A 24889-nucleotide genomic window follows, 5' to 3' on the forward strand; every position below is an offset into this window, starting at 1 on the left:
GCAGCCACCCAACGACCGTGATAGCTTTGGCGATCAGCACGCAGAAGAACCTCAATTGGGGAGTTCCCGGATCACATGAGTGGCAACCTCTACGAACGCTTCCTCGCCGTCTTCTCCGAACGCGGTGACGCCCCGGCCATCGAGCTCGCCGACGGAACGACGTGGTCGTATGCCCAGTTGACGGATCAGGTCGGCCGTCTGGCCCGCCGGTTGGTCGAGGCCGGCGTGGAACCGGGCGACCGCGTGGCCATCCAGGTCGATAAGTCGCCGCAAGCGCTGTTCACCTACCTCGCCTGTTTCCAGGCCGGCGCGGTCTATCTGCCGCTCAACACCGCCTACACTGGTCCGGAAGTCTCGTACTTCCTGTCGGACGCGCAGCCGCGCTGCTTCGTCTGCGATCCCCGGCGCGCTGACGAGCTGGCGCCGATCGCGGGGGAAGCCGGCGTGAGCGCGGTCTTGAACATGGACCCGACCGGCGCTGGCACACTGACGGATGGCTTGGACGCCGTCACGCCGATGCGCGAGGTGGTGGAACGCGACCCCGACGACCTGGCGGCGATCTGCTACACCTCCGGCACCACCGGGCGCTCCAAGGGCGCGATGCTGAGCCACCGCAACCTGGAGTCCAACGCCCGCACGCTGCACAGCTACTGGGGCTTCCAGGACGGCGACGTGCTGCTGCATGCCCTGCCGCTGTTCCACGTCCACGGCCTGTTCGTTGCCTCCAATACCGCCCTTCTGAACGGCTCGAAGATGCTCTTCCTGCCCAAGTTCGACGCCGATCAGGTCACGCGCCTGCTGCCCAAGGCGAGCGTGATGATGGGCGTGCCGACCTTCTACGTCCGCCTGCTGGAGCGCGACGACTTCACCAAGGACCTTGTGGCGAAGATGCGCCTGTTCGTCTCCGGCTCCGCGCCGCTGCAGCCGGAAACCTGGCGCCAGTTCAAGGAGCGCACCGGCTTCGAGATCCTGGAGCGCTACGGCATGACGGAAGCCGGCATGATCACCTCCAACCCGCTGAACGGCGAACGCCGCCCCGGCACCGTCGGCTTCCCGCTGCCGAACGTGCAGGTGCGCGTCGCTAAGGAGGACGGCACGGTGCTGGGCACCGAGGAGATCGGCATTCTGGAGATCAAAGGCCCCAACCTGTTCCAGGGCTACTGGAACAAGCCCGAAAAGACGGCCGAGGAATTCCGTCCGGACGGCTTCTTCATCACCGGCGACAACGCCAAGATCGACGATCGCGGCTACGTCCACATCGTCGGCCGGGCGAAGGACCTGATCATCTCCGGCGGCTACAATGTCTATCCCAAGGAGATCGAACTGACCCTCGACGCGATGAACGGGGTCAAGGAATCCGCTGTGTTCGGTGTTCCGCACCCGGATTTCGGCGAAGCCGTCACGGCCATGGTTGTAGCCGAGGCCGGCAAGGAAGATACGCTGAGCGAAAAGGGCCTGATCGACGCGTGCCGTACCCAGATTGCCGGCTATAAAACGCCCAAGCGGATCTTCTTCGCCGACACATTGCCGCGCAACACCATGGGCAAGGTCCAGAAGGCGCAACTGCGCAGCGAGTACGAAAGCACTTTCCAGGGCGCGGCGTAGACCGCCGATTAGCCGTGCCACGTGCCTCGACAGGATCCTTCCGGCGCCGCTCAGCATGAAGTAAGGCCTTTATCTATCTGGAAAAGCTAGACTTCATGCTGAGCACTCCGACAACAGCGGAGGTGCCGAAGGATGTCTGACGGATAACGGCGCGCTCGTCTCCGCTACCGTCTTGTCGAATCGCACACGCGTGCGATCCTCCAGCCCATGAACCGCTTCGTGAAATGGGCGTTGCTCGCCCTCCCCGTCCTGCTTGGCGGCGCGGCGATCGTCGTGCTCGTCGGCTATTTCTATTTGCGCCAGTCATTGCCGCAGACCGAAGGCACGGCCCAGCTAGCCGACCTGTCGGCCGAGGTCACGGTCACCCGGGACACCCACGGCATCCCGACCATCCGCGCGGAAAGCCTCAGCGACGCCTACACCGCCCTTGGCTACCTGCACGCTCAGGACCGGCTGTGGCAGATGGATTTCATGCGCCGCACGGCGGAGGGACGCCTGTCCGAGGTCGCGGGTCAGGGCACGGTCGGGCTCGACCGCTTCATGCGCATCCTCGACCTCGGCGACCTCGCGGCCGAGCAGGTACAGCATCTGGACGCCGAGACACAGACGGCCTTGGAAGCTTACGCGGCCGGGGTGAACGCCTTTATCGAGAGCGATCCTGTGCTGCCGCTGGAGTTCCAGATCCTGGATTACGCGCCAGAGACCTGGACCCCGCAGGATAGCCTGACCTGGCTGCGCCTGATGGCGCTGCAGCTTTCCGGCAACTACCGCGCCGAACTGACCCGGGCGGCGCTGAGCGCGCGGCTTGACGCAGTGCAGGTGGACTTCCTCTACCCCGATGGCAGCAGCGATCAGACAACCACCCTGGCGGACGCCGCAACCGGCCAGGCGCTGGGCGCGCTCGACCGCCAGCTGGCCGATCTGCTGCCCGCGCGCCTGGAACCGCGAGATGCCTCCAATGCCTGGGCGCTGCAGCGCGAAGACGGCCGGGGTGCACTGCTGGCGAACGACCCGCACCTCGGCCTGCGTGCGCCAGGACACTGGTACCTGGCACGGATCGAGACGCCGGAGCGCACACTGGTCGGGGCCACGGCGCCGGGCGTGCCCTTCACCATCATGGGCCGTAACAGCGACCTCGCCTGGGGCCTGACCAGCACGCACAGCGACACCCAGGACCTGTTCCTCGAACAGGTCGATCCCGAAGACGCCCGTCGCTACCGCACGCCCGACGGCTGGGCGCGCTTCGAAACCTCGACCGAAACGATCCAGGTCGCGGAAAGCGACCCGGTGGAGCTAACCGTCCGGCAGACCCGGCACGGTCCGGTGATCTCCGATGCCGTGCAGGCAGCGCGGACCCTGGCCGGCACGAACCAGGTTGTCGCGCTCGCCTGGCCGGCGCTGCGCGCAGACGACACCACGCCGCAAGCGCTCTACAAGGTGAACGCGGCCAAGACCGTGGACGGCGCGCTGGAGGCGATGCGCGATGCCAACGCCCCGCAACAGAACCTGTTCCTGGCGGACAGCGCGGGCAACGTTGGTCTGATCGCCGCCGCCCGGGTACCGATCCGCAAGGCCGGCGATGGCACCCTGCCGCGCCCGGGCTGGACCGGCGAGTACGACTGGACCGGCATGATCCCCTACGCGGACCTGCCGCACGCCCGTAACCCCGAGCGCGGTCGACTGGTCAACGCGAACAACCGGCTGGTCGACGACGCCTATCCCTACCTGATCGCCGCGCACTGGCCTCCGCCCTGGCGGGCCGAACGCATCGAACGGCTGCTCGACCAGGCGGAAGGCTCCGTCGACATCGCCGCGATGGAGCGGATCCTGCTCGACACCCGCTCGACCAAGGCAGAGATGCTGCTCGACACGCTGCTGTCGTATCCGCCGCAGAACAGCCGGCAAGAGGCCGCGCACCAGCTGTTGAGCGGTTGGGACCGCCACATGAACTACGCCGAGGCGGCGCCGCTGGTGTTCACCGCTTGGATCGACAACCTGAACCGGGCCTTGTTCGAGGATGAGCTGGCCGGGTCGTTCCGCCGCTTTTCGCGTCCGGACCCACGGCTGATCCTGCGGGCGCTGGAGGAACAGTCGGCCTGGTGCGATGACACCGACACCCCGGACCGGACAGAAACCTGCACAGAGCAGGTCACAAGCGCCCTGGACACCGCGATCGACCAGCTGAACGACCGCTTCGGCGAAGCGGACGGATGGCAGTGGGGGGACGCGCACGTCGCGCGTTTTCCGCATCCGCTATTCTCACGTATTCCCGTCCTGAACGGCCTGTTCACCCCACAGATCGGTACCCCTGGTGGCGACGAGACGGTGAACCGCGGCGGCAGCGACTACGACGCTCCCGCCGACCGGCGCTACAGCCATATCCACGGGCCCACCTTGCGGATGGTGCACGACCTGTCCAAGCCACCGGAAAGCTCCGTCTTCATGCTGTCCGACGGGCAATCCGGCAACCCGCTGTCGCCGCACTTCGGCGGCCTGGCCGAAGCCTGGCGCGACGGCGAATTCCTAAAATTGGTCGGCGGCGAACAAGAAGACGCCGAGCGCCTCAGGCTGACTCCCGGGAATAGCTAGAGTCGGCATTCTGTCGCATGATCGCCTGACACTGCACGTCCCCAGGAGACCGCCCCATGACCGCCCTCGCCCATCCCGCCGCCACAAGCGATGGCACCGGTCGCGACGACCATCCGCAGGATCCGGTCTCACTGGACGACATCCAGACCGCGGCGGATCAGCTGCAGGGCCAGGTCGTGCGGACGCCGCTGATCTACGCCACGCGTCTATCGGACATGCTGGGCTGCGAGATCCATCTGAAGCTGGAGAACCTACAGTTCACCGGCTCGTTCAAGGATCGGGGCAGCTATATCAAGTTGCTTAGTTTGCCCGAAGACGCCAAGGCGACCGGCGTGATCGCGATGTCGGCCGGCAACCACGCCCAGGGAGTCGCCTACCACGCCCAGCGCCTGGGCATCCCGGCCACCATCGTGATGCCAGAGACGGCGCCCTTCTCGAAGGTCGAGCGCACGCGCTCATTCGGAGCACGCGTTGTCCAGGTCGGGGAGACGATCGACGAGGCCGCCCAGACCGCGCGCGAGCTGATGGACAACGAAGGCCTGACCTTTGTGCATCCCTACGACGACCCAGCGACGATCGCTGGCCAGGGAACGCTCGGGCTGGAAATGCTGACCGACCAGCCGGACCTGGACACGATCGTTGTGCCGATCGGCGGCGGCGGCGTCATGGCCGGCACTGCGATCGCGGCCAAATCGCTGAAGCCCGAGATTCAGATGATCGGCTGCGAAAGCGAGCTGTTCCCATCGATGTATCAGGCGATCCGTGGTCAGCAGCCGTCCTCCGGCGGCGCCTCGCTGGCCGACGGCATCGCGGTGAAAAGCCCCGGCAAGCTGACCCGCCCGGTAATCGAGCGTTACGTCAGCGAACACGTCCTCCTGACCGAGGACGAGATCGAGACCGCCGTTACGGTGCTCTCGGAATACCAAAAGATCGTTGCCGAGGGGGCCGGCGCAACGCCATTCGCCGCCGCCAGCCGCCTGCGCGACCAACTGGCCGGGCGCAAGGTCGGCCTGGTGATCTGCGGCGGCAACATCGACGCGCGCGTGCTAGCCTCCGTGCTGATGCGTGGGCTGGTGCGCGATGGCCGGCTGGTGCGCCTGCGCGTCCACATCAACGACGCGCCGGGCGTACTGGCCAAGGTCTCCGGCCTGATCGGGCAGACCGGCGCCAACATCGTCGAGGTCTACCACCAGCGTCTGTTCCACGACGTCCCCGTCCGCCGGGCGGAGATCGACTGCGTCGTCGAAACCCGTAATCGCGAGCACGTGCGCGAGATCATCGATGCGTTGGGCGCCGGCGGCTTCCAGACCCGCATCCTATCCACCCTGTCCGCGGATGGCCCAAGCTAAGTGTGAGCCGCCTCAACGCACCCGCCGGGTCATGAGGGGACGGACGCGCCGATAAACGGCATTTTAACCGCCTCGGAGTCACTGTCGGGCAAGCTTCTGCAAGGTGCAACGGGCTGTCATCGCGCCATCGTCGGCGCGTGCAGTGCCGGTCCGTTATGTCCTCGCTTGCTTTTTACCAGACAGGATTCGCGCGTTCATGGCCGAGGACTCCAACCGTCCGATCATCGTCATCAAAAAGAAGAAGAAGGGCGGACACGGCGGCCACCATGGCGGTGCCTGGAAGGTGGCCTACGCTGACTTCGTCACCGCGATGATGGCGTTTTTCCTACTGCTCTGGCTGATCAGCGCGACCACGGAAGAGCAGAAGGAAGGCATTGCCGACTACTTCACGCCGAACAGCGTGACGCTCAGCGATTCCGGATCCGGGAAGATCCTGAGCGGACGCACGATGAGCGACGAGGGCGCGCTGATCAGCGACCGCGCGCCGGTGGGCGTCAATATGAGCCTGCCTTCCCCCTCCGGTCCGGCCAACGAGGAAGAGGTCCAAGATCTCGCCAAAGAGCTGGCGGAACGCGAGCAGCGGGATTTCGAGGAAGCCGAGCGCAAGCTCAAGGCCGCGATGGCCGCGGTTCCGGAGCTTGCGGAGCTGGCCGATCAGGTTCTGGTCGACCACACCCCGGAGGGCATGCGCATCCAGCTGGTCGATGCGCGCGGCAATCCGATGTTCAAGCTTGGCAGCGCCGAACCGAAAGCGCACACGCGCGAACTCCTGCGGTTGGTTGCCGAGACCATCCAGGGCCTCCCCAACCAGGTGGCGGTCAAAGGGCACACCGACGCGACGCCGTTCAACGGCGGCGGCGATTACTCCAACTGGGAATTGTCCGCCGACCGCGCGAACGCCAGCCGCCGCGTGTTGCAGCAGGCCGGCCTGGACGGCGACCGCGTGGGCCAGGTCGTCGGCCGTGCCGCACAGGATCCGCTTGTCCCAGACGACCCGGATAGCCCGCGTAACCGACGCATCTCGATCATCCTGCTTAACCAGAATCATCAGGCCGAGGCGATGAAGCAGGCGACCGGGGCCGGCGAACGAGAGCCGAACGGCCTCCAGAACGGGCCGTCGATCATCCGCGACGAGCCGAACGAACAATAGTAGGAAATTCCCGTTCGCGACGGATGCAGCGGGCATTGCACAGCCGGGCCCGTGGCGCCATGCTACCGGGTAATGACGCGCCGCAACACGCAACATGCCCGCCCGACCCCTGTCCCGGCAGTCCGGATCTGGGACGGCGACGCGCCTGACATGATGACCGCGCCGGAACTCTATGACGGCGTGCTATGGCGGCGCACGCTGGCCTTCTTCATCGATCTGTTCCTGCTCGGCTTCGTCTATCTGGCGATCGGCTTCCTGGCGATGCTGGCCACCGCCCTGACTTTCGGGGCATTGGCGCCGGTACAGGCTGCCTTGATGGCGCTACTGCCGTCGATTTATGCGGCGATGACCATCCACTGGTTCGGCGCCACGCCGGGCATGCGCGCGATGAACCTGTCGGTGCGCGACTGGCGGGGGCGTTCCTGCGGCCTGGCGCAGGGGTTCCTGATGGCCGTGGTGTTCTATGCCAGCTTTGGCTTGACCTCCGGTCTAATCATGCTGGTGCCCTTATTCAGCGACCGACGCCGGGCCGCGCACGACATGCTGGCTGCCACGGTTGTCGTCCGTGCCGCCCACGTTCCGGCCGCGGGACGTCCGGCGTGAGCCTGCGGCACGCGCTTGCTAGCGACTCGCCAAAAACGCGCCTCTCCTGCCATACTGACTGCGCTTATTTCAATTTCCCCTGCCGTTTGCCGCGGATTGTCGCGGCCCCCGCGCCCACATTCGCTCCTGGAGGTCCTTTCCGCCCATGACCGCCGGTAAGCAGCAGTCGCAGGCGTCTGCGGCGCAGAACCAAGCGCAGACGGGCGCCAACCGGGGGCCGGCGGCACCGGTTCAACTTCCGGGTCTGCTGTCAAACTACGATCCTGGCGGGTCGTACTGCGAACTCCTCGGCCTGAGCGGTCAGGTCAGCGAGTCCACAAAGACCATCCTGGAACGTATCAACCAGATGGACGAGGCCAGCCTGCGCGCCCGCGCGCGGGATGCGGAACTGGAGCTTTACAACTTCGGCATCACCTTCACGGTCTATACCGAGAAGGACGCGATCGACCGCATTCTCCCGTTCGACGTGATTCCCCGGGTGATCGCCCAGCCGGACTGGCGCACCTTGGAATACGGCGTGCGCCAGCGGGTGACCGCGATCAACAAGTTCCTCTGGGACGTCTACCATGACGGCAATATCCTGAAGGACGGGGTGGTCCCGCGCGATCTGGTCCTGGGCAACAGCAACTACCGCCCGGAGATGGAAGGGATGGACGTGCCGCAAGGCACCTACGTCCAGATCAACGGGACCGACCTGATCCGCGGCCACGACGGCACCTTCTACGTCCTTGAAGACAACGCGCGCACGCCTTCCGGCGTCTCCTATGTGGTTGAGAACCGGCACCTGATGCTGCGCACCTTCCCAGATCTGATGGAAAGCGTGCCGATCAGCCCGGTTTCCAACTACGGGCAGAAACTGCGCGAGGCGCTTGGCGAAACGGCCCCTGCGGGGGTCGACAATCCGGTTGTCGTCCTGCTGTCACCCGGCACCTACAACAGCGCCTATTTCGAGCACATTTTCCTGGCCCGCGAGATGGGGGTGCCGCTGGTCGAGGGACGCGACCTCGTGGTCGAGGACGACCGCGTCTACATGAAGACGATCCGCGGCCTGCAGCGGGTCGACATGATCTACCGGCGGATCAATGACGACTTCCTGGATCCGGAGGTATTCAACCCGAACAGCATGCTGGGCGTTGCTGGCCTTATGCGCGCCTACTGGAAGGGCAACGTCGGACTGGCCAACGCCGTCGGCACCGGGATCGCGGACGACAAGGCGGTCTACGCCTACATGCCGCGGATCATCCAGTACTACCTGGGCGAGGACCCGGCGATCCAGAACGTCGAGACGCATATCTGCCGGGAGAAGGAAGGTCTGCAGTACACGCTCGACAACCTGGACAAGCTGGTGGTCAAGCCGGTCGGCGAAGCCGGCGGCTACGGCATCACGGTCGGCCCGCACGCCAGCCAGGAAGAGCTCGACCACTGCCGGGGAAAGCTGCTCGCCGACCCGGCGAACTACATCTCGCAGCCGATGATCGACCTTTCGGTCTCACCCACCCTGGTCGACGAGGGGATCGAGCCCCGCCGCGTCGACCTGCGTCCCTTCGCCGTGACCGGGAAAGAGACCTGGGTCCTGCCGGGTGGCCTGTCGCGGGTGGCGCTCCGGCGTGGGTCGATCATCGTCAACTCCAGCCAAGGCGGCGGATCGAAGGATACCTGGGTCCTTGAGTAACCTGCTGGCACGCTACGCCGAAGCGATCTTCTGGCTCGCCCGCTACGTCGAGCGGGCGGAGAACGTCGCCCGGATCATCGACGTCAACGAAACCTTCTCGCGCGACAGCCGTGGTGGCCAGAACTGGTCGTCGGTGCTGCAGTTGTTCGCCGACGACAAGCGCTATCGCGAGATCTATGGCACGCCCACGGCCGAGGGGGTGATCCAGTTCTACACGCTGGACCAAACCAACCCTTCCTCGATCGTCTCGGCGCTCAAGATCGCGCGAGAGAACGCGCGCACCCTGCGTCCCCTGATCTCGACCGAGATGTGGACGCAGATGAACATGTTTTACAACCGCCTGCGCGCGATGTCGGCAGACGAGGTACAGAAACCCCGTCTGACGCGGTTCTGCGCGTTCGTGAAGGAAGGCTGCAACACCCACTACGGCATCACCGAAGGCACCTTCTACCGCGACGAAGGCTGGTACTTCTATCAGCTGGGCCGCAGCCTGGAACGCGCCGACCAGACCACGCGCGCGCTCGACACCAAATATCACCTGCTGTTGCCGAGCGTGGAGGACGTGGGCTCGCCGCTCGACGTCTCGCAGTGGAATGCGTTGCTCCGGTCGGTATCCGGCTATCACGCGTTCCGCCGTGTGCACCCCTCCGGCATGACCCCAGCGGATGTCGCAGGCTTTATGTTGTTCCACCAGTCGTTTCCGCGGTCGGTCGTATGCTGCGTCGAAACGGTCGATGAGAAACTGTACGAGCTGCGGAGCTACTACGGTCTGTCCGGCGGCGCGGACGCGATGGAGCGCCTGGACGAATTGCGCAACGAGATGCGCTACACCCGGATCGGCGACGTGCTGAAAGGCGGGCTGCACGAATACCTGGACCGGCTCCAAACGGAATTGATCAAGGTCGGTCAGGCGCTTGGCCGGGATTTCTTCGGTTACGCGCGGGCGGATGCGGCGGAGTGACGTGCCCGAATAAGATGCAAAGGCTCCAGCGGGCCTAGACGCAAACCCGGCGCGGGGTCACTGTTATGGATATGAATGACGGATCGACCATTGCCAACCGGCCGGAAGCACCTCTCACGCGGGCAAGCCGACCGCAGAGCTTCTTCGTGCTTCGGGAGACGCCTTGCCCTTACCTCCCGGGCCAGAAGGAACGCAAGCTGGTCACCGAGCTCAGCCCGCGCGGCTGGCCGGACAGCTATTCCGATCTGTCACGCGCCGGCTTTCGACGCTCCCACCTGTTTGCCTACCGCCCCGCCTGTCGCGGGTGCGAGGCATGCGTGCCTGTGCGCGTGGACGCCACGCGTTACGCCCCATCGAAGTCGCTCCGCCGGATCGCCAGGCGCAACGCCGACTTGACCGGCACGCTGCGCCCGCCAGTAGCGACCTACGAGCAATATCTGCTCTTTCAGCACTACCTGAAAAGCCGGCACGCCGAGGGCGACATGGCCCGGATGGGCTACGGCGACTTCCGGGCCATGGTGGAAGAGACGGCGGCGGCAACGCGCCTGGCCGAATTCCGCGACCGTGAGGGCCGACTGGTCGGTGCCTGCTTGCTGGACCTGCTGGATGACGGCTGTTCGGCCGTTTATTCCTTTTTTGATCCAGACGCACACGCGCGCAGCCTTGGCAGCTACATGATCCACTGGGCGATCGGCGACACCCGGCTGCGCGGCCAACGCTACGTCTATCTTGGCTACTGGATCGCGCAATCGCGCAAGATGGCCTACAAAATCCGTTTTCGCCCGCTGGAAGCGCTCGGCCCCCAAGGCTGGCGCGACCTTGATCCGTCGGCCAATTAGTCACGGATATCGAGAGGGAGGCTCCGGCGCGGGCGCATGGGGCTGGCTTGCCCGGTCAGGGAATCACCCCTATTGTTCGCCTGGAATCTGGGATTACCGCGCTTGGGCGCGCTGCACGGCGGACGCGACCAACGCGCGAAGACCAGAGCATCAATTGTAGAAACGGGACACGACCCTCGCGTCGTGAATCCCGATACACATCCACTTCCGGGGAGGATACGCGCTTAATGAAACGCCGCGACTTTATCCGCACCACCGCCGCCGGCTCCGTGGCCGCCGGCGCCGCCACGTTCAGCGCCCCTGCGATCGCGCAGGACAAGAAGACCCTGAAGATGGTCACGCCGTGGCCGAAAAATTTCCCAGGTCTTGGGACAAGTGCGCAAAGGCTCGCTAAACGGATCACCCAGGCCTCGGACGGACGCCTTGACGTCAAGGTTTTTGCGGCTGGCGAATTGGTTCCTGCCTTGGAGAGCTTCGATGCGGTCTCGGGCGGGACAGCCGACCTCTACCATGCCGCAGAATATTACTGGCAAGGCAAGTCCAACGGTTTTGCCTTCTTTACCACCGTCCCCTATGGCTTCACGCCGCAAGAAATGCATGCATGGATTCACTATGGTGGTGGCCAAGAACTTTGGGATGAACTGTCTGCACAATATAACATTAAACCGATTCTATGCGGCAATACCGGCGCCCAAATGGCCGGTTGGTTCCGGCAACCGATTGAGTCTTTGGAAGACCTAAAGGGCCTGAAGTTCCGCACGCCCGGTTTGGGTGGCGAAGTCATGCGCCAGGTCGGCGCGAATGTGGTGACCCTGCCCGGTGGCGAGATCTTCACATCTCTCCAGTCAGGTGCGATCGATGCCGCTGAATGGGTCGGGCCTTGGAACGATCTCGCCTTCGGTTTCCACCAGATCACAAAACACTATTACTACCCCGGCTATCAGGAGCCGAATGCCGCGCTCTCGTGCGGCATCAACCGCAAGGTCTGGAATGACCTTTCTGATGCGGACCATGCGGTCATCCAAGCCGCCTGCTTGGCCGAAGCCGATTACACCCTCGCCGAGTTTGATGCGAATAACGGTGATGCCCTCGACACATTGATCAACGAACACGGGGTGCAGTTGCATCGTTTCAGCGACGATATCCTCAAATCCCTGGGGGAAGCCTCGCGTGACGTTGTCGCCGACACGGCGCAGGAAAGCGCGCTCACGAAACGAATCTACGAGAGCTACACGGCGTTCAGGGAGAAGATGATCCGCTGGACCGACATCGCGAACCGTGAATACCTGAACGCGCGCGCACTTACGCTTTCCGACGGGTAATGCCGTCGTTCAAGAGCAAGACACGCTTTGTGAGATCGAGACGAACCTCGGAAGTTCGGTTCCGATCAGCCTAACCGGTAAACAAGTCGAGCGCCCCGGTCATCGTCGGTTTTCCCGGCGAACCGGGTCGTTTGGCTTGACGCGTGACGTGCCGGCGGCCAGAACACGCGCGTTTCCCACCTGCCCGACGATCACGGGGTCTTGACGATGGCGCGCACGCTCTTCCGGGCGATCGACCAATTAAATAGCCGCATCGGCGTCACCGTCGCCTGGTTCACGCTGGCCATGGTGCTGGTCCAGTTCGTGGTGGTGCTGCTGCGCTACGTTTTCGGCGTGGGCTCGCTCTTCCTGCAGGAATCGATCGTCTACCTGCACGGCTCGATGTTCATGCTGGGCAGCGCCTACACCCTGCTGCACAACGGCCACGTGCGCGTCGACGTGTTCTATCGGGACGCCAGCCTGAAGTGGAAGGCGAAGGTGGACTTCGCCGGCTACGTGCTCTTTCTGATCCCGGTGTGCGTGCTGATCTTCATCTACTCCTGGCCCTACGTTGTCTCGTCCTGGACCTCGCTGGAAGGCTCTCGGGAAACCAGCGGCATTCCGGCCGTCTTCCTGCTCAAGACCGTAGTGCTGGTGTTCTGCGTCCTGATGGTCCTGCAGGGCATCGCGCAAGGACTTAAGGCCTTCATGGTCCTCACCGGCACCCTCAGCGCGGACCAGTTATACGCCGCCCCGGAACGCTCGGACGACGAAGCCCACGCGAGCGCCTAGTCAATTCGCTTCCCCTCAAGACCAACTCCTGGACCCGATTGAGTCATGCCGATCGCCGAGTTTCTCGACGTGCTGATGTTCGCCAGCGTGTGCGTGTTGCTGCTGCTCGGGTTCCCGGTCGCCTTCACGCTGGCGGGCACGGCCCTGAGTTGGGCGTTGATCGGCTGGGGTCTGGGCGTGTTCGACATGTCGTTCTTCGGCGCCCTGCCCTCGCGCATCTACGGCAACGCGATGACCAACGATATCCTGGTCGCGGTGCCCCTGTTCATCTTCATGGGCGTCATGCTGGAACGCTCGAAGGTGGCCGAGGAGTTGCTCGATACCATGGGCAAGCTGTTCGGCCAGGTGCGCGGCGGGCTTGGCTTCTCGGTGGCGATTGTGGGCGCCCTGATGGCGGCCAGCACCGGAATCGTCGGCGCCACCGTCGTGACCATGGGGCTGCTATCGCTGCCGACCATGCTACGTCGCGGCTACGACCAGAAGCTGGCCGCCGGAGCGATCTGCGCGTCCGGTACGCTGGGCCAGATCATCCCGCCGTCGATCGTGCTGGTGCTGCTCGGGGACCAAATCTCCAACGCCTACACCACCGCACAACGGGAGATGGGCAACTGGTCGCCAGAGCCGGTGTCGGTCGGTGATCTGTTCGCCGGCGCCCTACTGCCGGGGCTGATGCTGGTCGGTCTCTACATCGGCTACCAGGCGCTCGTCGCCTTCCTGCGCCCGTCAAGCTCGCCGCCGATCCCGCGCGATACGGAAGAAACGGGCAGCGCCATGCTGGGCAAGGTGCTGCACGCCCTGATCCCGCCGATCGTCCTGATCATCGCCGTGTTGGGCTCGATCCTGGCCGGCGTCGCGACCCCGACGGAGGCGGCCAGCGTCGGGGCGGTCGGCGCGACGCTGTTGGCCGGCCTGCGGCTGGTCGAACTGAACGCGTTGCCCGCGCCGAGCGACCGCTTCACGGCCACGTTGACCCGGCTGCTGGACAACGATGGCCGTTCGCCGGTCTATATCGCCTTCGCCAGCCTGGTCGGCATGTTGCTGCTGCAGAACTTCATGGATCTGCGCATCCTGCGCGACGAGATTCCAACGGGCGACTGGATCGGGATCATTGCCGCGATGCTCCTGTCACTCCTGCTGGCCTGGGGGCTGTTGGTCTGTCTCTTGCGCGTCTGGCGCGCGGAGATCCTGCGGCCGGTCGCCCGCTCGACCCTGCAGATCACGTCGATGGTGTTCATCATCCTGATCGGCGCGACGGTGTTCTCGCTGGTCTTCCGCGGCCTGGGCGGCGATGAGCTGGTGCAGGACGTGCTGACCAACATGCCGGGCGGCATCTATACAGCCGTGGCGATCGTGATGCTGGTAATGTTCGTCCTGGGCTTCTTCCTGGACTTCATCGAGATCACCTTCGTCGTCGTGCCACTGGTCGCGCCGGTGCTGTTGCAGTCGGACATCTCGCCGGTCTGGCTGGGTGTGATGATGGCGATGAACCTGCAGACCTCCTTCCTAACCCCGCCGTTCGGCTTCGCGCTGTTCTATCTGCGGGGGGTCGCCCCCAAGGAGGTCTCGACCAAGAACATCTACCTCGGGGCCCTGCCCTTCGTCGGCATCCAGCTGATCGGCTTGACGATCCTCGCGCTGTTCCCAGGTATTGCCACCTGGCTGCCCGGCGTGATTTTCGGATAAGCACACGGCGTCAGGATCACGACGACAGAACTCGCCTCTCTACGGTGTTGGGTCAGACGATCTGCACCGGTCGTCTCTCCCGGCGTCCAACCACCAACGACGGGTGCGTCTGAATGTGCCTTGCAGCGACACATTCGGCATGCTGTAGTCAAAATCGCTAGGGTTGGTTTCCCGCCGCCGCACGGCGGGAACGATCTTGTGTCGTGGTGTCCGGCCCTCGGACACCCCGGCATTGGAGAGAGGGAACGCGGTGCGGTCCGATCCCTACAGGTCGGACCAAGGCCGTGGCTGCCCCCGCAACTGTAAGCGGCGAGCCGGCGTTCAATTGTGCATCCACTGGATCCACGGATCCGGGAAGGCCGAGCGCCCGGCGATGACCCGCGAGCCAGGAGACCTGCCACCCGCGCATCGTTGAGACCCGGAGGACGGGGTGTATCCGCCGGGGCGGGGCAGAATCTGTCGAAGATGATGCACGCCTCCCTCACGCGCGAGCCAGCAAGGTTCGTGCGGAGTTGGGCATGGCGTGCCGCCGCCCATGCTTGCACACCCGTCATGCCATCCGGGATCTCGCTTTCAGGACCTGCATGAGCGGGAGGCTCAGCTGAACACCATGGGTTACCCCACAAAACTACCGCGCGGGAGCGTGGTCGGTACCGGCCGTCTTGCCCTTCTGGCCGCGCCTCTTACCCTGTCGCTTGCTATGGCGGCGCCATCGCCAACCGTTGCGCAGCAAAAGATGGACGAAGTCGTGGTGACCGCGACGCGCGTCCCAACCCGGATCGAGGAAGTTGGCGCCTCGGTCACGGTGATCGACCGGCAAGAGATCGAGGAGCAGCAATACCGCACCGTAACGGAGGCGCTGCACACGGTTCCCGGGCTGCGCATGGTTTCCAACGGACCGCGCGGCACCACCACGTCAATCTTCATGCGGGGGGCGAATTCCAACCAGACGTTGGTGCTCCTGGATGGCCAGCGGATCAGCAATCCCGGAACCCCCAGTGGCGCCTTCAACTTCGCCGATTTGACCACAGACAACATCGAACGCATCGAAGTGGTGCGTGGGCCGCAGAGCGCGCTTTACGGCAGCGATGCGATCGCTGGCGTCATCAACATCATCACTCGACGACCGGAACGTGCGGGTGTGCGCGGCAGCGCAAGCGTCGAAGGCGGCACTCTGGGCACATTCAAAGGCAGCGGCAACCTGCGTGGACGTCAGGGCCGGGTCAGCTTCGACGCCACGCTAAGCGGCATAACGACCGACGGCGATACGATCACCCCAGAGCGCTACCGCCCAGCGGGCGCACCGGCGGAAGACGACAGCTATCAACTGCTGAAGGCTGCCGGCCGGCTCGGCATCGATCTGAGTGAGCAGCTCGACGCGTCATTCTATGCCGAGGTGACCGACAGCGAGCTGGATCTCGATGACAATCCGGAAGACCCGAACAGCGTGGAACAGACGCGCCGCTACATCACCGGCGCAGAGCTGTCGGGCCACTTCTGGGACGGCCGTTACCGCCCGACGCTAAGCCTCGGTTACACCGACTTCCGGCGCGATAACGATAACCGGCCGGATGCGTTCAGCGGAACCCGGACCAACACCGTCAACGAAGGCAGCCGTGCGTCGGCGAGCTTCGAAAACGAACTCGACGTACACGACGATCATACCCTGATCCTCGGAGCGGAGGTCTACGAGGAATCCTTTAAATCCAGCGGTGTGCAGGACTTCTCTGGCTTTATACAACGCCAGCGATCCGACGCCGATGCCACGACCACCGCGCTATTCCTGCAAGACGTCTACCAACTGACCTCGCAGCTTTCCGGCACCATCGGCGTGCGCTACGACAAGCCGGAGGATTTCGATGGCCAGGTGACTTGGCACGTCGCGCCCAGCTACGAGATCGAGGCGACCGGCACACGCCTGAAAGGCAGCGTGGGCACCGGCTTCAAGACGCCCTCCCTGTTCGAACGCTTCGGCTTCACGCCAAGCAACAGCGGCACCGCCTTCCGCGGCAACCCCGACCTGGACGCCGAAAAGAGCTTCGGTTGGGAGGTTGGCTTCGAGCAGCCCCTGTTGGACTCGCGCGTGCGTTTCGGGGCGACCTATTTCCAGAACGATATCGAAGATGGTGTGACCACGGTGTTCGATTCGAACTTCAACTCGACGACAGTGAACAACGCCGACATCGAAACCTCGGGCGTGGAAACCTTCGTGGCGGTTGAGCCGCTGGACCGGTTAAGCGTGCGCGTCGACTACACCTACCTTTCAGCGGAAGATGCGGACACCGGCCAGAGTCTGGTCCGGCGGCCCAAGCATAAGGTGACGGTACAAGCCCGTTGGCGGCCGACCGATCGTCTGACCCTGAGCGGCGGCCTGCGTGGCATCGCCGGGGTCACAGACATCGGCCTGAACGGCGGACGCGTTGACCTCAACGACTACCTCGTCGCCCGCGTCGCCGGCAGCTACCGGATCAACGACTGGTCCGAGATCACGGCCCGGGTCGAGAACCTCACGAACAACGACTATGAAACCGCCGACGGCTTCAAGGCACCGGGGCTTGAGGCGTTCGTCGGCACGCGGCTGAGTTTCTAGGCTGGCTGTCGACGTCGATGGGACGAGGGATTGTATGACCAAGATGGGTCCGATGCAGGTATGGCACGTCGCGACCGCAATACTGGTCGTGTTCTTGACGGCCTGGGGACCAGCGGCGGCCGGGTCGACGCCGGCCGCCGCCGAGCGCCCGCAACGCGTGGTGTCGCTCAACCTGTGCACCGACCAGCTGCTTGTGCAGCTGGCGGAGCCAGAACGCATTGCCTCGGTCTCCGTGCTGGCAGCCGATCCGCTCTATTCCGCGGTCGCCGACAGGGCCCAGGGCCTGCCGGTCAATCACGGCCAGGCGGAAGAGGTGCTACGGCAGAATCCCGATCTGGTGTTGACCGGTACCTTCGGGAACCGCAGCACGGTGCACCTGCTGCGCCGGCTCGGCTACCCGGTGGTACAGATCGGCCCGCCGCGCGACCTGACCGATGTCCGCCGTCAAATCCGCAAGATCGCTGACGCACTTGGCGTGCCGGCGCGGGGCCGCGCGTTGATCCGGCGCTTGGACACACGGCTGGCCGCTGCTGCGCCACAGGAACGATCCGAGGATCGCGTCACGGTCGCGATCTACCAGCCCAACGGGATCGTTGTCGGACGCAACGAACTCCCCCACGCGGTCGCGACTGCGGCGGGCCTCTCCAACCTGGCGGCGGACCAGGGCATGAACGGCATGAGTCCGCTTGCGCTGGAGCGGTTGCTGGTCGCACGTCCGGACGTTCTGATCCTGCAAAGCGAACGCGATCCCGCACCGTCCCAGGCGACCGAACTGCTGCGCCATCCTGCATTGCAGGCATTGGCCGAACGCAGCGTGGTAACCCGTATTCCGCGCCGCTTATGGTCCTGCGGAGGACCGCAAGTCGCCGAGGCGGTGCGCCGTCTGGCGCAAGCACGCCGGGAGGCGCACTGACATGCCGTGGCGTCCGCCGACATCGACGCTGGGGACCGCAGGGCTGCTGACCCTGGGACTGATTGCGGCGTTTGTGGGCTCCCTCCTGGTCGGCCCGGCCGGGCTGCGGCCAGGCGTGGTGTTGACGGCCCTGCTCGAAGGCCGCGGGGACGTGGTCAGTGTAATCGTGCAAGAAATCCGCCTGCCGCGCAGCCTGTTGGCGGTCGCGATCGGGGCGTCGCTGGGGCTCGCGGGCGCGGCGCTGCAAGGCTATCTGCGCAACCCGCTGGCCGAGCCAGGATTGATCGGCGTCTCCGGCGCGGCAGCACTGGGCGCGGTACTGACGCTCTATACCGGTGCCTCCGCCGCGTTCGCGCTCGCCCTGCCGCTGGGCGGCATCGCGGGGGCGATCTTGGCGGTGTTGCTGGTCCTGCTGCTGGCAGGACGCAACGCCGACACGCTGACGCTGATCCTGGCCGGCGTCGCCGTCACCTCATTCGCCGCCGCGTTGACCTCGCTCGCGCTCAACCTGGCGCCCAGCCCCTACGCCGCGCTGGAGATCGTATTCTGGCTGCTGGGCTCGCTCTCCGGCCGGTCGATGGAGCATCTGGGGCTGGCGTTGCCGTTCATGGCGGTCGGCTGGGTTCTGCTTGCCAGCGTGGCGCCTGCGCTCGATGCGTTGACCCTCGGCGAAGATGCGGCACAAAGCCTCGGCTTCCACCTGCCCGCGGTCCGCACGCGGCTGGTCCTCGGCACGGCTCTCGCTGTCGGTTCTGCAACAGCGGTGGCCGGCGCGATCGGCTTTATCGGACTGGTGGTGCCCCATGTCCTGCGCCCCCTGGTCGGCCATCGACCGGCCGCGCTGTTGCCGGTCAGCGCCCTGGGCGGCGCGTTGCTGTTGCTGCTTTCGGACATGCTGGTACGTGTCATCACCGCGAACCAGGAGTTGAAGCTGGGTGTCGTGACCGCGTTGGTCGGCGCGCCCTTCTTCTTCTGGCTGGTGATCCGTACCCGTCGGGGGATCGCATGATCGACGTCACATCACAGCCGCGGCCGCCCTCATCGACCGCCCCCGATGGCACGCCGGTCTTGGCGGCCAAAGCACTGGACGTCACGCTGGGCGGACGGGCCGTGCTCCAGGGCATCGACTGCGCGGTGAAACCGGGCGAGCTGGTTGGGCTGATCGGCCCCAACGGCGCTGGCAAGACAACGCTTCTGCGGACCCTGGCCGGGCTTGTGCCGGCAAACGCCGGCCGGGTCACGCTGGCCGGCCAGCCACTCGCCGAGATCCCACGACGGCGGTTCGCCGCGCGTGTCGCCTACCAGCCGCAGGGAGAGCGGCCCCATTGGCCCTTGCCGGTGCGAGACCTGGTGATGCTGGGCCGTGCGCCACGGCGGCGCGCCTTCGGACGCCCAGCTGCCGGCGACCAGGCAGCGGTGTCACAGGCGCTGCACGCCACCGGTACGGAGCATCTGGCCGAGCGGCCGGCCACCGAATTGTCCAACGGCGAGTGCGCCCGGGTGCTGCTGGCGCGCGCGCTCGCCGGGGCGCCGGAATGGCTGCTGGCGGACGAACCCGTGGGCGGGCTCGACCCCTATCATCGACTGGAGGTGATGGCGCGCTTGCAAGCGACTGCTCGGGCGGGTGCAGGTGTGGTGGCCGTGCTCCACGACCTAACGCTCGCGGCCCGCTTCTGCGACCGGCTGCTGCTGCTGCACGGCGGGTGCATAGCTGTGCAGGGCACGCCCACGGAGGTTTTAACGGACAGATGGCTGCGTCGAGTCTACCGCGTTCGGGCACTCACCGGCGTACAGGACGGGGAGCCGTTCGTTTTGCCCTGGGCACGCGCCGCGCCGTTGGACGAGCCCCAGAGCCCCCCAAATGAGGCTGAAGCGGAATCGGCAAGCAAGCGGTGAATTCCATTGTCAGTCGAACGCAAACGCGCGCCGACCTCAAAGAGGCCGACGCGCGTTCGTTCTTCAGCCGTATGAGACGGTCATTTTAGCCGCGCAGGCGGTTAAATACGCCCCAGCCGGCACGCACCACAGCGGTTGCCAGCGCGATCTTCAGCGCCCCACCGAGCAGGAAGGGAACCACACCGGTGACGACCGCCGCACCCAGCGCGGTTTCGGCGCCGGTTCCGGCAATGCTGGGCCCGTCGGCCGCCGCATAGAAGGTCGCGAGCCAGGCAACGCCGGGGACGAACAGAACGAGCGTGCCCAGGGTGTTGGCGACAGCGCTCTTCCAGACCTTCCGGTCCCAGCCCCGCTCGGCCAGATAGCCGACGCAAGCCGCGCCGAGGATGAAGCCCGGCAGGATATAGCCTCCGGTCGGCCCCATCAGCACGCCCGGGCCCGCACTGAAGCCGGCGAACACCGGCAGGCCAAGCGCGCCCTCAAGGGTATAGAGCGCCAGGGTCGCCGCGCCCAGGCGCCAGCCCATGGCCATCCCGACGGTCATCACGGCAAAGGTCTGCATGGTCATCGGCACCGGCCACATCGGCACCTGAATCTGCGAACAGGCGGCGACGAACAGGCTGCCGACGACAGCCAGCGCGCCGTTGCGCAGCCAACTGCGGCTGCCGCTCTTGGTCGTCCAGATCGCATCCGCCAAGGTGGCGGGCATCGCCCTGCTACTCATGGGTGGTGGTCCCCCCTCAATCAAACTGTCCGGTTGGTGTGTGCAGGCTCGTTACGCCTAGCTGCCTTTATAAACGGCTGCGTTCGGCGCTGCAAAGAACCGCCGCCGACACGGCGCCGTCAAGTCTTGAGGCTAGGCGCCGAAGCCGGTCTTGCGCGGGAAGCCGTTGGGCACCATCCGACCGGCCGTGGCGCGCTTGCCGAGCCAGGCCCGCAGGTCGGTTTCGGTCCGGGTGCGTTCGGCGTTGATCTTCCAGGTCAAGCCGTCATCCAGCTTGAACGCCTTGGCATCGGCCAACCCACCGTCCTTATAACGCTGCAGGAAGACGCCACGGCCCTTGGCCAGCTCCGGCAGTTCGTTGCGCGGGAAGACCAGCAGCTTGCGGTTGTCGCCGACGACGGCGATGTGATCGGCCTCGTCGGGCACCGGACGGCAGAGTTTGGCCTCGTGACCGCTGGGTACGGTCAGGATCTGCTTGCCGCCCTTCTTCTGCGCGACCGTGTCATCCTCGTCGACGATGAACCCATGGCCACTGTCGCATACCACCAACAGCTTGCGGCCCGGCTTGTGGCTCAGAATCTCCACCACATCGGCGTCGTTCGGCAGGTCGATCATCAGCCGCAGCGGTTCGCCGTAGCCGCGCCCGCCCGGCAGGCGGTCGGGGTTCAGGGTATAGAAGCGACCGTTGGTGGCGAAGATCAGGATCTTGTCGGTGGTCTGGGCGTGCACCGCGAAACGCGGGCCGTCGCCGTCCTTGTACTTGACCTCGCTGGTGTCGGTCAGATGGCCCTTCATCGCCCGGATCCAGCCCTTGCGCGAACAGATCACGGTGATCGGCTCGCGCTCGACGAACGCCTCGACCGGCACGTCGATATCGGCGGGCGCCTCACCCAGCTCGGTGCGCCGGCGGCCCAACTCTGTATCCTTGCCGAAGCGTTTGCGGATCGCCTTCAGGTCGTCGCCGATGCGCTGCCAGCGTCGGCTCTCATCGTTCATCAGGTCCTGGAGATCGGCCTGCTCCTCCGTGAGCTTCTGGTGCTCCTCCCGGATCTTCATCTCCTCCAGCTTGCGCAGGGCGCGCAGGCGCATGTTGAGGATCGCGTCGGCCTGAATCTCGGTCAGGTTGAAGGTATCGATCAGCTTCTGCCGAACGTGATCCTCCTCGCGGATGATCCGGATCACCTCGTCCAGGTTCAGATAGGCGACCAGGTAGCCGTCCAGCACCTCCAGGCGCCTGGCGATCTCGCCAAGCCGATGACGGGTACGCCGTACGAGGACATCGTGCCGGTGATCCAGGAAGGCCTGCAGCACCTCGCGCAGATCCATCACCCGCGGGGTGGTGTCGGCGTCGAGCACGTTCATGTTCAAGCCGACGCGCGTCTCCAGCTCGGTCTGCTTGAACAGGCTTTCCATTAATGCGGCCGGCTCGACGTTGCGACTCTTCGGTTCCAGCACCAGACGCACCTCGTCCGTGCTTTCGTCGCGTACGTCGTGCAGCGCCGGCAGCTTCCGGTTGGCCAGTAGATCAGCGATTTTCTCGACCAGCCGCGCCTTGGGCACCTGATAAGGCATCTCGGTCACGACCACCTGGTAGGTGCCGCCCTTCAGAGCCTCCCGATGCCAACGCGCGCGCACCCGCAACGAGCCGCGGCCGTGGGTGTAGGCTTCGACGATCGTGCTGCGCGGTTCGACCAGGATACCCCCGGTCGGGAAGTCCGGCCCCGGCATGCGGTCGATCAGCGTCTCGATCCGCGCGTTGGGATGGTCGATCAGATGCAGCAGCGCCTCGCACACCTCGCCCGCGTTGTGCGGTGGGATCGAGGTTGCCATGCCGACCGCAATGCCCTGAGCGCCGTTGGCCAGCAGGTTCGGGAAGCTCGCCGGCAGAACGACCGGCTCCTGCCCCTCACCGTCGTAGGTCGGACGGAAGTCGACGGCGTCCTCGTCGATCCCCTCCAGAAGCGCCATCGCAACCTCGGTCAGGCGCGCTTCGGTATAGCGCATCGCCGCCGGGTTATCGCCGTCGATGTTGCCGAAGTTGCCCTGCCCGTCGATCAGCGGATAGCGCAGCGCGAAGTCCTGCGCCAAACGCACCAGCGCATCGTAGATCGCCTGATCACCGTGGGGGTGATACTGACCGATCACGTCGCCGACCACGCGCGCGGACTTCTTGAAGCCGCTGTTGGGCTCCAGACGCAGTTGGCGCATGGCGTAAAGCAGCCGGCGGTGCACCGGCTTCAGGCCGTCGCGCACGTCCGGCAGCGAGCGGGAGACGATCGTCGACAGCGCGTAGGCGAGATAGCGCTCGGAAAGCGCCTCGCTCAAACGCACGTCGCGGACGTTGCCGCCTGGCTCGTCGGCCAGCAGGTCGCTCATCGGGAACTCCGACTCGGGATCATAGACGTGGAAGACAGTAGAGACGCCCGGTTAACGCCACAAGAACGGTGAGCGGCGCTCAACCACGGCGGCTGGCGAGATACCAGCCCACCGCGCTCAACCCGGCCCAGACCGCTTCCGAGATCAGCAGGTCGAGGGTCAGTCCAGGCGCCGTACCGATCGCAAGCGTACCGGCCAGCCGTGCGACGAACGCCCCGCCGGCGCCCAGCGTCGACATCGCCAGCGCGGCGATCAGCCAGTCCTCGCGCAGCGTCGCCAGGGCCAGGAACGCGCCCACCCCGGTGTAGAAGCCGCCGTAGACCGTCACGAATTCCACCTGCCCCGCGGGACCTGCGAAAACGTAACCGATCATCCCCGCGACCCCGGCAGGGTCGAGCAGGCTCCACAGCCCCACGAGCAGGCAAACCAGGGCTGACAGGGCGCAAATGAGGCGGGCGGCGAGCATGGGAATCGTCCTTTGAAATCAAGCGTCTGAGTCAAAGTGCATCCCTCTCTTCTCGGAAAAGAGAGGGGGTGTCAGAACCGGTCCACCCGGAAGGGCGAAACGTCGATGCCGGTCGGCCGGTCGAGCGTGAGGTCACGGACCAGCTCGCCCGTGCGCGCGGAGAGCATCAGGCCGCAATGGCCGTGGCCAAAGGCAAATACCGTGTTGGCGAACCGCGGGCTCCGGGAAATCACCGGCAGGCTGTCCGGCATCGACGGGCGGAAGCCCATCCAGCGCACGGCCCCTTCGCCGTCGACCCCAGGAAACCAGCGTTGCGCATTCTCCAGCAACATGTCCGCCCGCCGCCAGTCCGGCGGTGCGTCCAAACCGGCCAGCTCGACCGTGCCGGCCAGGCGCAGCCCGGCGTCGATCGGCGTGCAGACCTGCCCACGCTCGGTCGAGCAAACCGGCATGCGCGGCCGCACGCCCGGGTTCGGCAGGGTGAGCGAATAACCACGCTCCGTATCCAACAACGGGTCGCTGCCCAGGCGGCGGGCCAATGTACGGGAATACGCGCCCGCAGCGATCACCAACCGATCGCAGGCGTGCCGGCCGCGATCCGTCAGCACCGCCTCCGGCCCTTCTACACCGATTTCGAAGTCGTACACCTCTTCCCGCAGAATCCGTCCGCCCCGCTGCCGGAATGCGCGTGCCAGGACCTGCACGAGACCAAGGCTGTCGCTCACGTAGCCGACATCCGGGTAGTAGATGCCAGCATGGAAGCGCTGGGACGCGCCCAACGCCGGTTCCAACTGCCGCAGTTCTTCCGCCGGGATCACTTCCGCGCGTACGCCGCGCCGGCGCTGAACCTCCAGGCTGCGCTGGTAACCATCGAACCCGGCCTTGGTTTCGTACAAGCCGAGCCAACCGGTCTTACGCAGCATGTCATGTGCCTCCGCTGCCTCGAGCAGCGGATCGAACGACGCCATGCAGCCTTCAAGCAAATCTCGCAGCGCGTGCGAAACTCGCTCGACCTCCGACCAGCGCGCGCGCTTGACGAAGTGCCACAGCCAGGGCGTCAGCTTTGGCAGGTAGGACCAGCGCACCGCCAGCGGGCTTTTACTGTTGAAAAGCATCCGCGGCAGGTCGGTCAGCACGCTTGGAGTCGCGACCGGGACCACGTGGTCCTCACCGATCACGGCCCCGTTGGCGTACGTGGCCCCCTCGCCAGGCGCGCCGCGATCGAGCAACGTCACGCGCGCGCCCGCTAATTGCAGGTGCAGCCCGGCGGCGACGCCCACCGCGCCGGCGCCAACGATCACAACGTGGGGCGTGGTGTGGGGAGTGGCGGCCTCCCTGTCGACTTGTTGGTGGGTCTTGGATCCGGCCATGGGCACGTGA

At 65.5% G+C, this 24889-nt stretch carries 19 protein-coding genes and 1 riboswitch; of the genes, 15 read left to right on the forward strand and 4 right to left on the reverse strand.

Going from position 1 to position 24889, the window contains the following annotated elements; translation table 11 throughout:
- Window positions 1–75 precede the first annotated feature (75 nt).
- The 15 genes from RHOSA_RS0112430 to RHOSA_RS22265 all read left to right on the forward strand — a co-directional run bounded on the left by RHOSA_RS0112430 (window position 76) and on the right by RHOSA_RS22265 (window position 19943).
- Window positions 76–1605, forward strand: a complete 1530-nt coding sequence (locus RHOSA_RS0112430; RefSeq protein WP_027288927.1) for a malonate--CoA ligase — start codon at window positions 76–78, stop codon at window positions 1603–1605.
- Between the two features lie 207 nt (window positions 1606–1812).
- Window positions 1813–4194, forward strand: coding sequence for a penicillin acylase family protein (locus RHOSA_RS22245; RefSeq protein WP_037256272.1), 2382 nt, complete (start codon window positions 1813–1815; stop codon window positions 4192–4194).
- A 56-nt stretch (window positions 4195–4250) separates the two neighbouring features.
- Window positions 4251–5543, forward strand: coding sequence for a threonine ammonia-lyase (locus RHOSA_RS0112440; protein ID WP_081728697.1), 1293 nt, complete (start codon window positions 4251–4253; stop codon window positions 5541–5543).
- A gap of 196 nt (window positions 5544–5739) precedes the next feature.
- Entirely contained in the window at window positions 5740–6693 is a 954-nt protein-coding gene (gene motB, locus RHOSA_RS22250; protein WP_081728698.1) for a flagellar motor protein MotB, read from the forward strand.
- Between the two features lie 150 nt (window positions 6694–6843).
- Window positions 6844–7296 (forward strand): RDD family protein, encoded by a 453-nt coding sequence (locus RHOSA_RS22255; protein WP_051432104.1) that lies wholly within the window; start codon window positions 6844–6846, stop codon window positions 7294–7296.
- Between the two features lie 145 nt (window positions 7297–7441).
- Window positions 7442–8968: a circularly permuted type 2 ATP-grasp protein gene (locus RHOSA_RS0112455; protein ID WP_081728700.1), complete on the forward strand. Its 1527-nt coding sequence runs from the start codon at window positions 7442–7444 to the stop codon at window positions 8966–8968.
- Window positions 8961–9929, forward strand: coding sequence for an alpha-E domain-containing protein (locus RHOSA_RS0112460; protein ID WP_027288930.1), 969 nt, complete (start codon window positions 8961–8963; stop codon window positions 9927–9929). Before RHOSA_RS0112455 ends, RHOSA_RS0112460 begins: the two co-directional genes overlap by 8 nt.
- Window positions 9930–10000: 71 nt before the next feature.
- Window positions 10001–10768, forward strand: coding sequence for an arginyltransferase (locus tag RHOSA_RS0112465; protein WP_051432105.1), 768 nt, complete (start codon window positions 10001–10003; stop codon window positions 10766–10768).
- A gap of 227 nt (window positions 10769–10995) precedes the next feature.
- Window positions 10996–12090 (forward strand): TRAP transporter substrate-binding protein, encoded by a 1095-nt coding sequence (locus tag RHOSA_RS0112470; RefSeq protein WP_027288932.1) that lies wholly within the window; start codon window positions 10996–10998, stop codon window positions 12088–12090.
- A 207-nt stretch (window positions 12091–12297) separates the two neighbouring features.
- Entirely contained in the window at window positions 12298–12861 is a 564-nt protein-coding gene (locus RHOSA_RS22260) for a TRAP transporter small permease subunit (protein WP_051432481.1), read from the forward strand.
- Between the two features lie 45 nt (window positions 12862–12906).
- Window positions 12907–14544: a TRAP transporter large permease gene (locus tag RHOSA_RS0112480; protein ID WP_027288933.1), complete on the forward strand. Its 1638-nt coding sequence runs from the start codon at window positions 12907–12909 to the stop codon at window positions 14542–14544.
- Window positions 14545–14734: 190 nt separating this feature from the next.
- Window positions 14735–14960, forward strand: a riboswitch (cobalamin riboswitch).
- 320 nt (window positions 14961–15280) lie between these two features.
- The gene (locus RHOSA_RS0112490; RefSeq protein WP_027288934.1) at window positions 15281–17134 is read left to right on the forward strand and encodes a TonB-dependent receptor plug domain-containing protein; all 1854 of its coding nucleotides are present in this window, start codon (window positions 15281–15283) and stop codon (window positions 17132–17134) included.
- Between the two features lie 34 nt (window positions 17135–17168).
- Window positions 17169–18047, forward strand: coding sequence for an ABC transporter substrate-binding protein (locus tag RHOSA_RS0112495; protein WP_051432106.1), 879 nt, complete (start codon window positions 17169–17171; stop codon window positions 18045–18047).
- Window position 18048: 1 nt separating this feature from the next.
- Window positions 18049–19056 (forward strand): FecCD family ABC transporter permease, encoded by a 1008-nt coding sequence (locus RHOSA_RS0112500; protein WP_051432107.1) that lies wholly within the window; start codon window positions 18049–18051, stop codon window positions 19054–19056.
- Window positions 19053–19943, forward strand: a complete 891-nt coding sequence (locus RHOSA_RS22265; protein ID WP_081728702.1) for an ABC transporter ATP-binding protein — start codon at window positions 19053–19055, stop codon at window positions 19941–19943. The genes RHOSA_RS0112500 and RHOSA_RS22265 overlap by 4 nt, the downstream gene beginning before the upstream one ends.
- An 85-nt stretch (window positions 19944–20028) precedes the next feature.
- Here RHOSA_RS22265 and RHOSA_RS0112510 read toward each other — a convergent pair whose 3' ends face one another.
- The 4 genes from RHOSA_RS0112510 to RHOSA_RS0112525 form a co-directional block, all read right to left on the reverse strand.
- Window positions 20029–20667, reverse strand: coding sequence for a biotin transporter BioY (locus RHOSA_RS0112510; RefSeq protein WP_027288937.1), 639 nt, complete (start codon window positions 20665–20667; stop codon window positions 20029–20031).
- A 132-nt stretch (window positions 20668–20799) separates the two neighbouring features.
- Window positions 20800–23043 (reverse strand): DNA topoisomerase IV subunit A, encoded by a 2244-nt coding sequence (gene parC / locus RHOSA_RS0112515; RefSeq protein ID WP_027288938.1) that lies wholly within the window; start codon window positions 23041–23043, stop codon window positions 20800–20802.
- A 79-nt stretch (window positions 23044–23122) separates the two neighbouring features.
- The gene (locus RHOSA_RS24300; protein WP_051432109.1) at window positions 23123–23509 is read right to left on the reverse strand and encodes a DUF4345 family protein; all 387 of its coding nucleotides are present in this window, start codon (window positions 23507–23509) and stop codon (window positions 23123–23125) included.
- A gap of 71 nt (window positions 23510–23580) precedes the next feature.
- A complete protein-coding gene (locus RHOSA_RS0112525; protein ID WP_081728703.1) occupies window positions 23581–24879 on the reverse strand; it encodes an NAD(P)/FAD-dependent oxidoreductase in 1299 nt (432 codons plus the stop codon).
- Window positions 24880–24889 lie beyond the last annotated feature (10 nt).

This window comes from Rhodovibrio salinarum DSM 9154, assembly GCF_000515255.1.
GTDB lineage: Bacteria > Pseudomonadota > Alphaproteobacteria > Kiloniellales > Rhodovibrionaceae > Rhodovibrio > Rhodovibrio salinarum.

Coding starts and splice junctions, on each gene's coding strand:
- RHOSA_RS0112430 (WP_027288927.1), top strand. CDS start 76: ATGAGTGGCAACCTCTACGAACGCTTCCTCGCCGTCTTCTCCGAACGC.
- RHOSA_RS22245 (WP_037256272.1), top strand. CDS start 1,813: ATGAACCGCTTCGTGAAATGGGCGTTGCTCGCCCTCCCCGTCCTGCTT.
- RHOSA_RS0112440 (WP_081728697.1), top strand. CDS start 4,251: ATGACCGCCCTCGCCCATCCCGCCGCCACAAGCGATGGCACCGGTCGC.
- motB (WP_081728698.1), top strand. CDS start 5,740: ATGGCCGAGGACTCCAACCGTCCGATCATCGTCATCAAAAAGAAGAAG.
- RHOSA_RS22255 (WP_051432104.1), top strand. CDS start 6,844: ATGATGACCGCGCCGGAACTCTATGACGGCGTGCTATGGCGGCGCACG.
- RHOSA_RS0112455 (WP_081728700.1), top strand. CDS start 7,442: ATGACCGCCGGTAAGCAGCAGTCGCAGGCGTCTGCGGCGCAGAACCAA.
- RHOSA_RS0112465 (WP_051432105.1), top strand. CDS start 10,001: ATGAATGACGGATCGACCATTGCCAACCGGCCGGAAGCACCTCTCACG.
- RHOSA_RS0112470 (WP_027288932.1), top strand. CDS start 10,996: ATGAAACGCCGCGACTTTATCCGCACCACCGCCGCCGGCTCCGTGGCC.
- RHOSA_RS22260 (WP_051432481.1), top strand. CDS start 12,298: ATGGCGCGCACGCTCTTCCGGGCGATCGACCAATTAAATAGCCGCATC.
- RHOSA_RS0112480 (WP_027288933.1), top strand. CDS start 12,907: ATGCCGATCGCCGAGTTTCTCGACGTGCTGATGTTCGCCAGCGTGTGC.
- RHOSA_RS0112490 (WP_027288934.1), top strand. CDS start 15,281: ATGGACGAAGTCGTGGTGACCGCGACGCGCGTCCCAACCCGGATCGAG.
- RHOSA_RS0112495 (WP_051432106.1), top strand. CDS start 17,169: ATGACCAAGATGGGTCCGATGCAGGTATGGCACGTCGCGACCGCAATA.
- RHOSA_RS0112500 (WP_051432107.1), top strand. CDS start 18,049: ATGCCGTGGCGTCCGCCGACATCGACGCTGGGGACCGCAGGGCTGCTG.
- RHOSA_RS22265 (WP_081728702.1), top strand. CDS start 19,053: ATGATCGACGTCACATCACAGCCGCGGCCGCCCTCATCGACCGCCCCC.
- RHOSA_RS0112510 (WP_027288937.1), bottom strand. CDS start 20,667: ATGAGTAGCAGGGCGATGCCCGCCACCTTGGCGGATGCGATCTGGACG.
- parC (WP_027288938.1), bottom strand. CDS start 23,043: ATGAGCGACCTGCTGGCCGACGAGCCAGGCGGCAACGTCCGCGACGTG.
- RHOSA_RS24300 (WP_051432109.1), bottom strand. CDS start 23,509: ATGCTCGCCGCCCGCCTCATTTGCGCCCTGTCAGCCCTGGTTTGCCTG.
- RHOSA_RS0112525 (WP_081728703.1), bottom strand. CDS start 24,879: ATGGCCGGATCCAAGACCCACCAACAAGTCGACAGGGAGGCCGCCACT.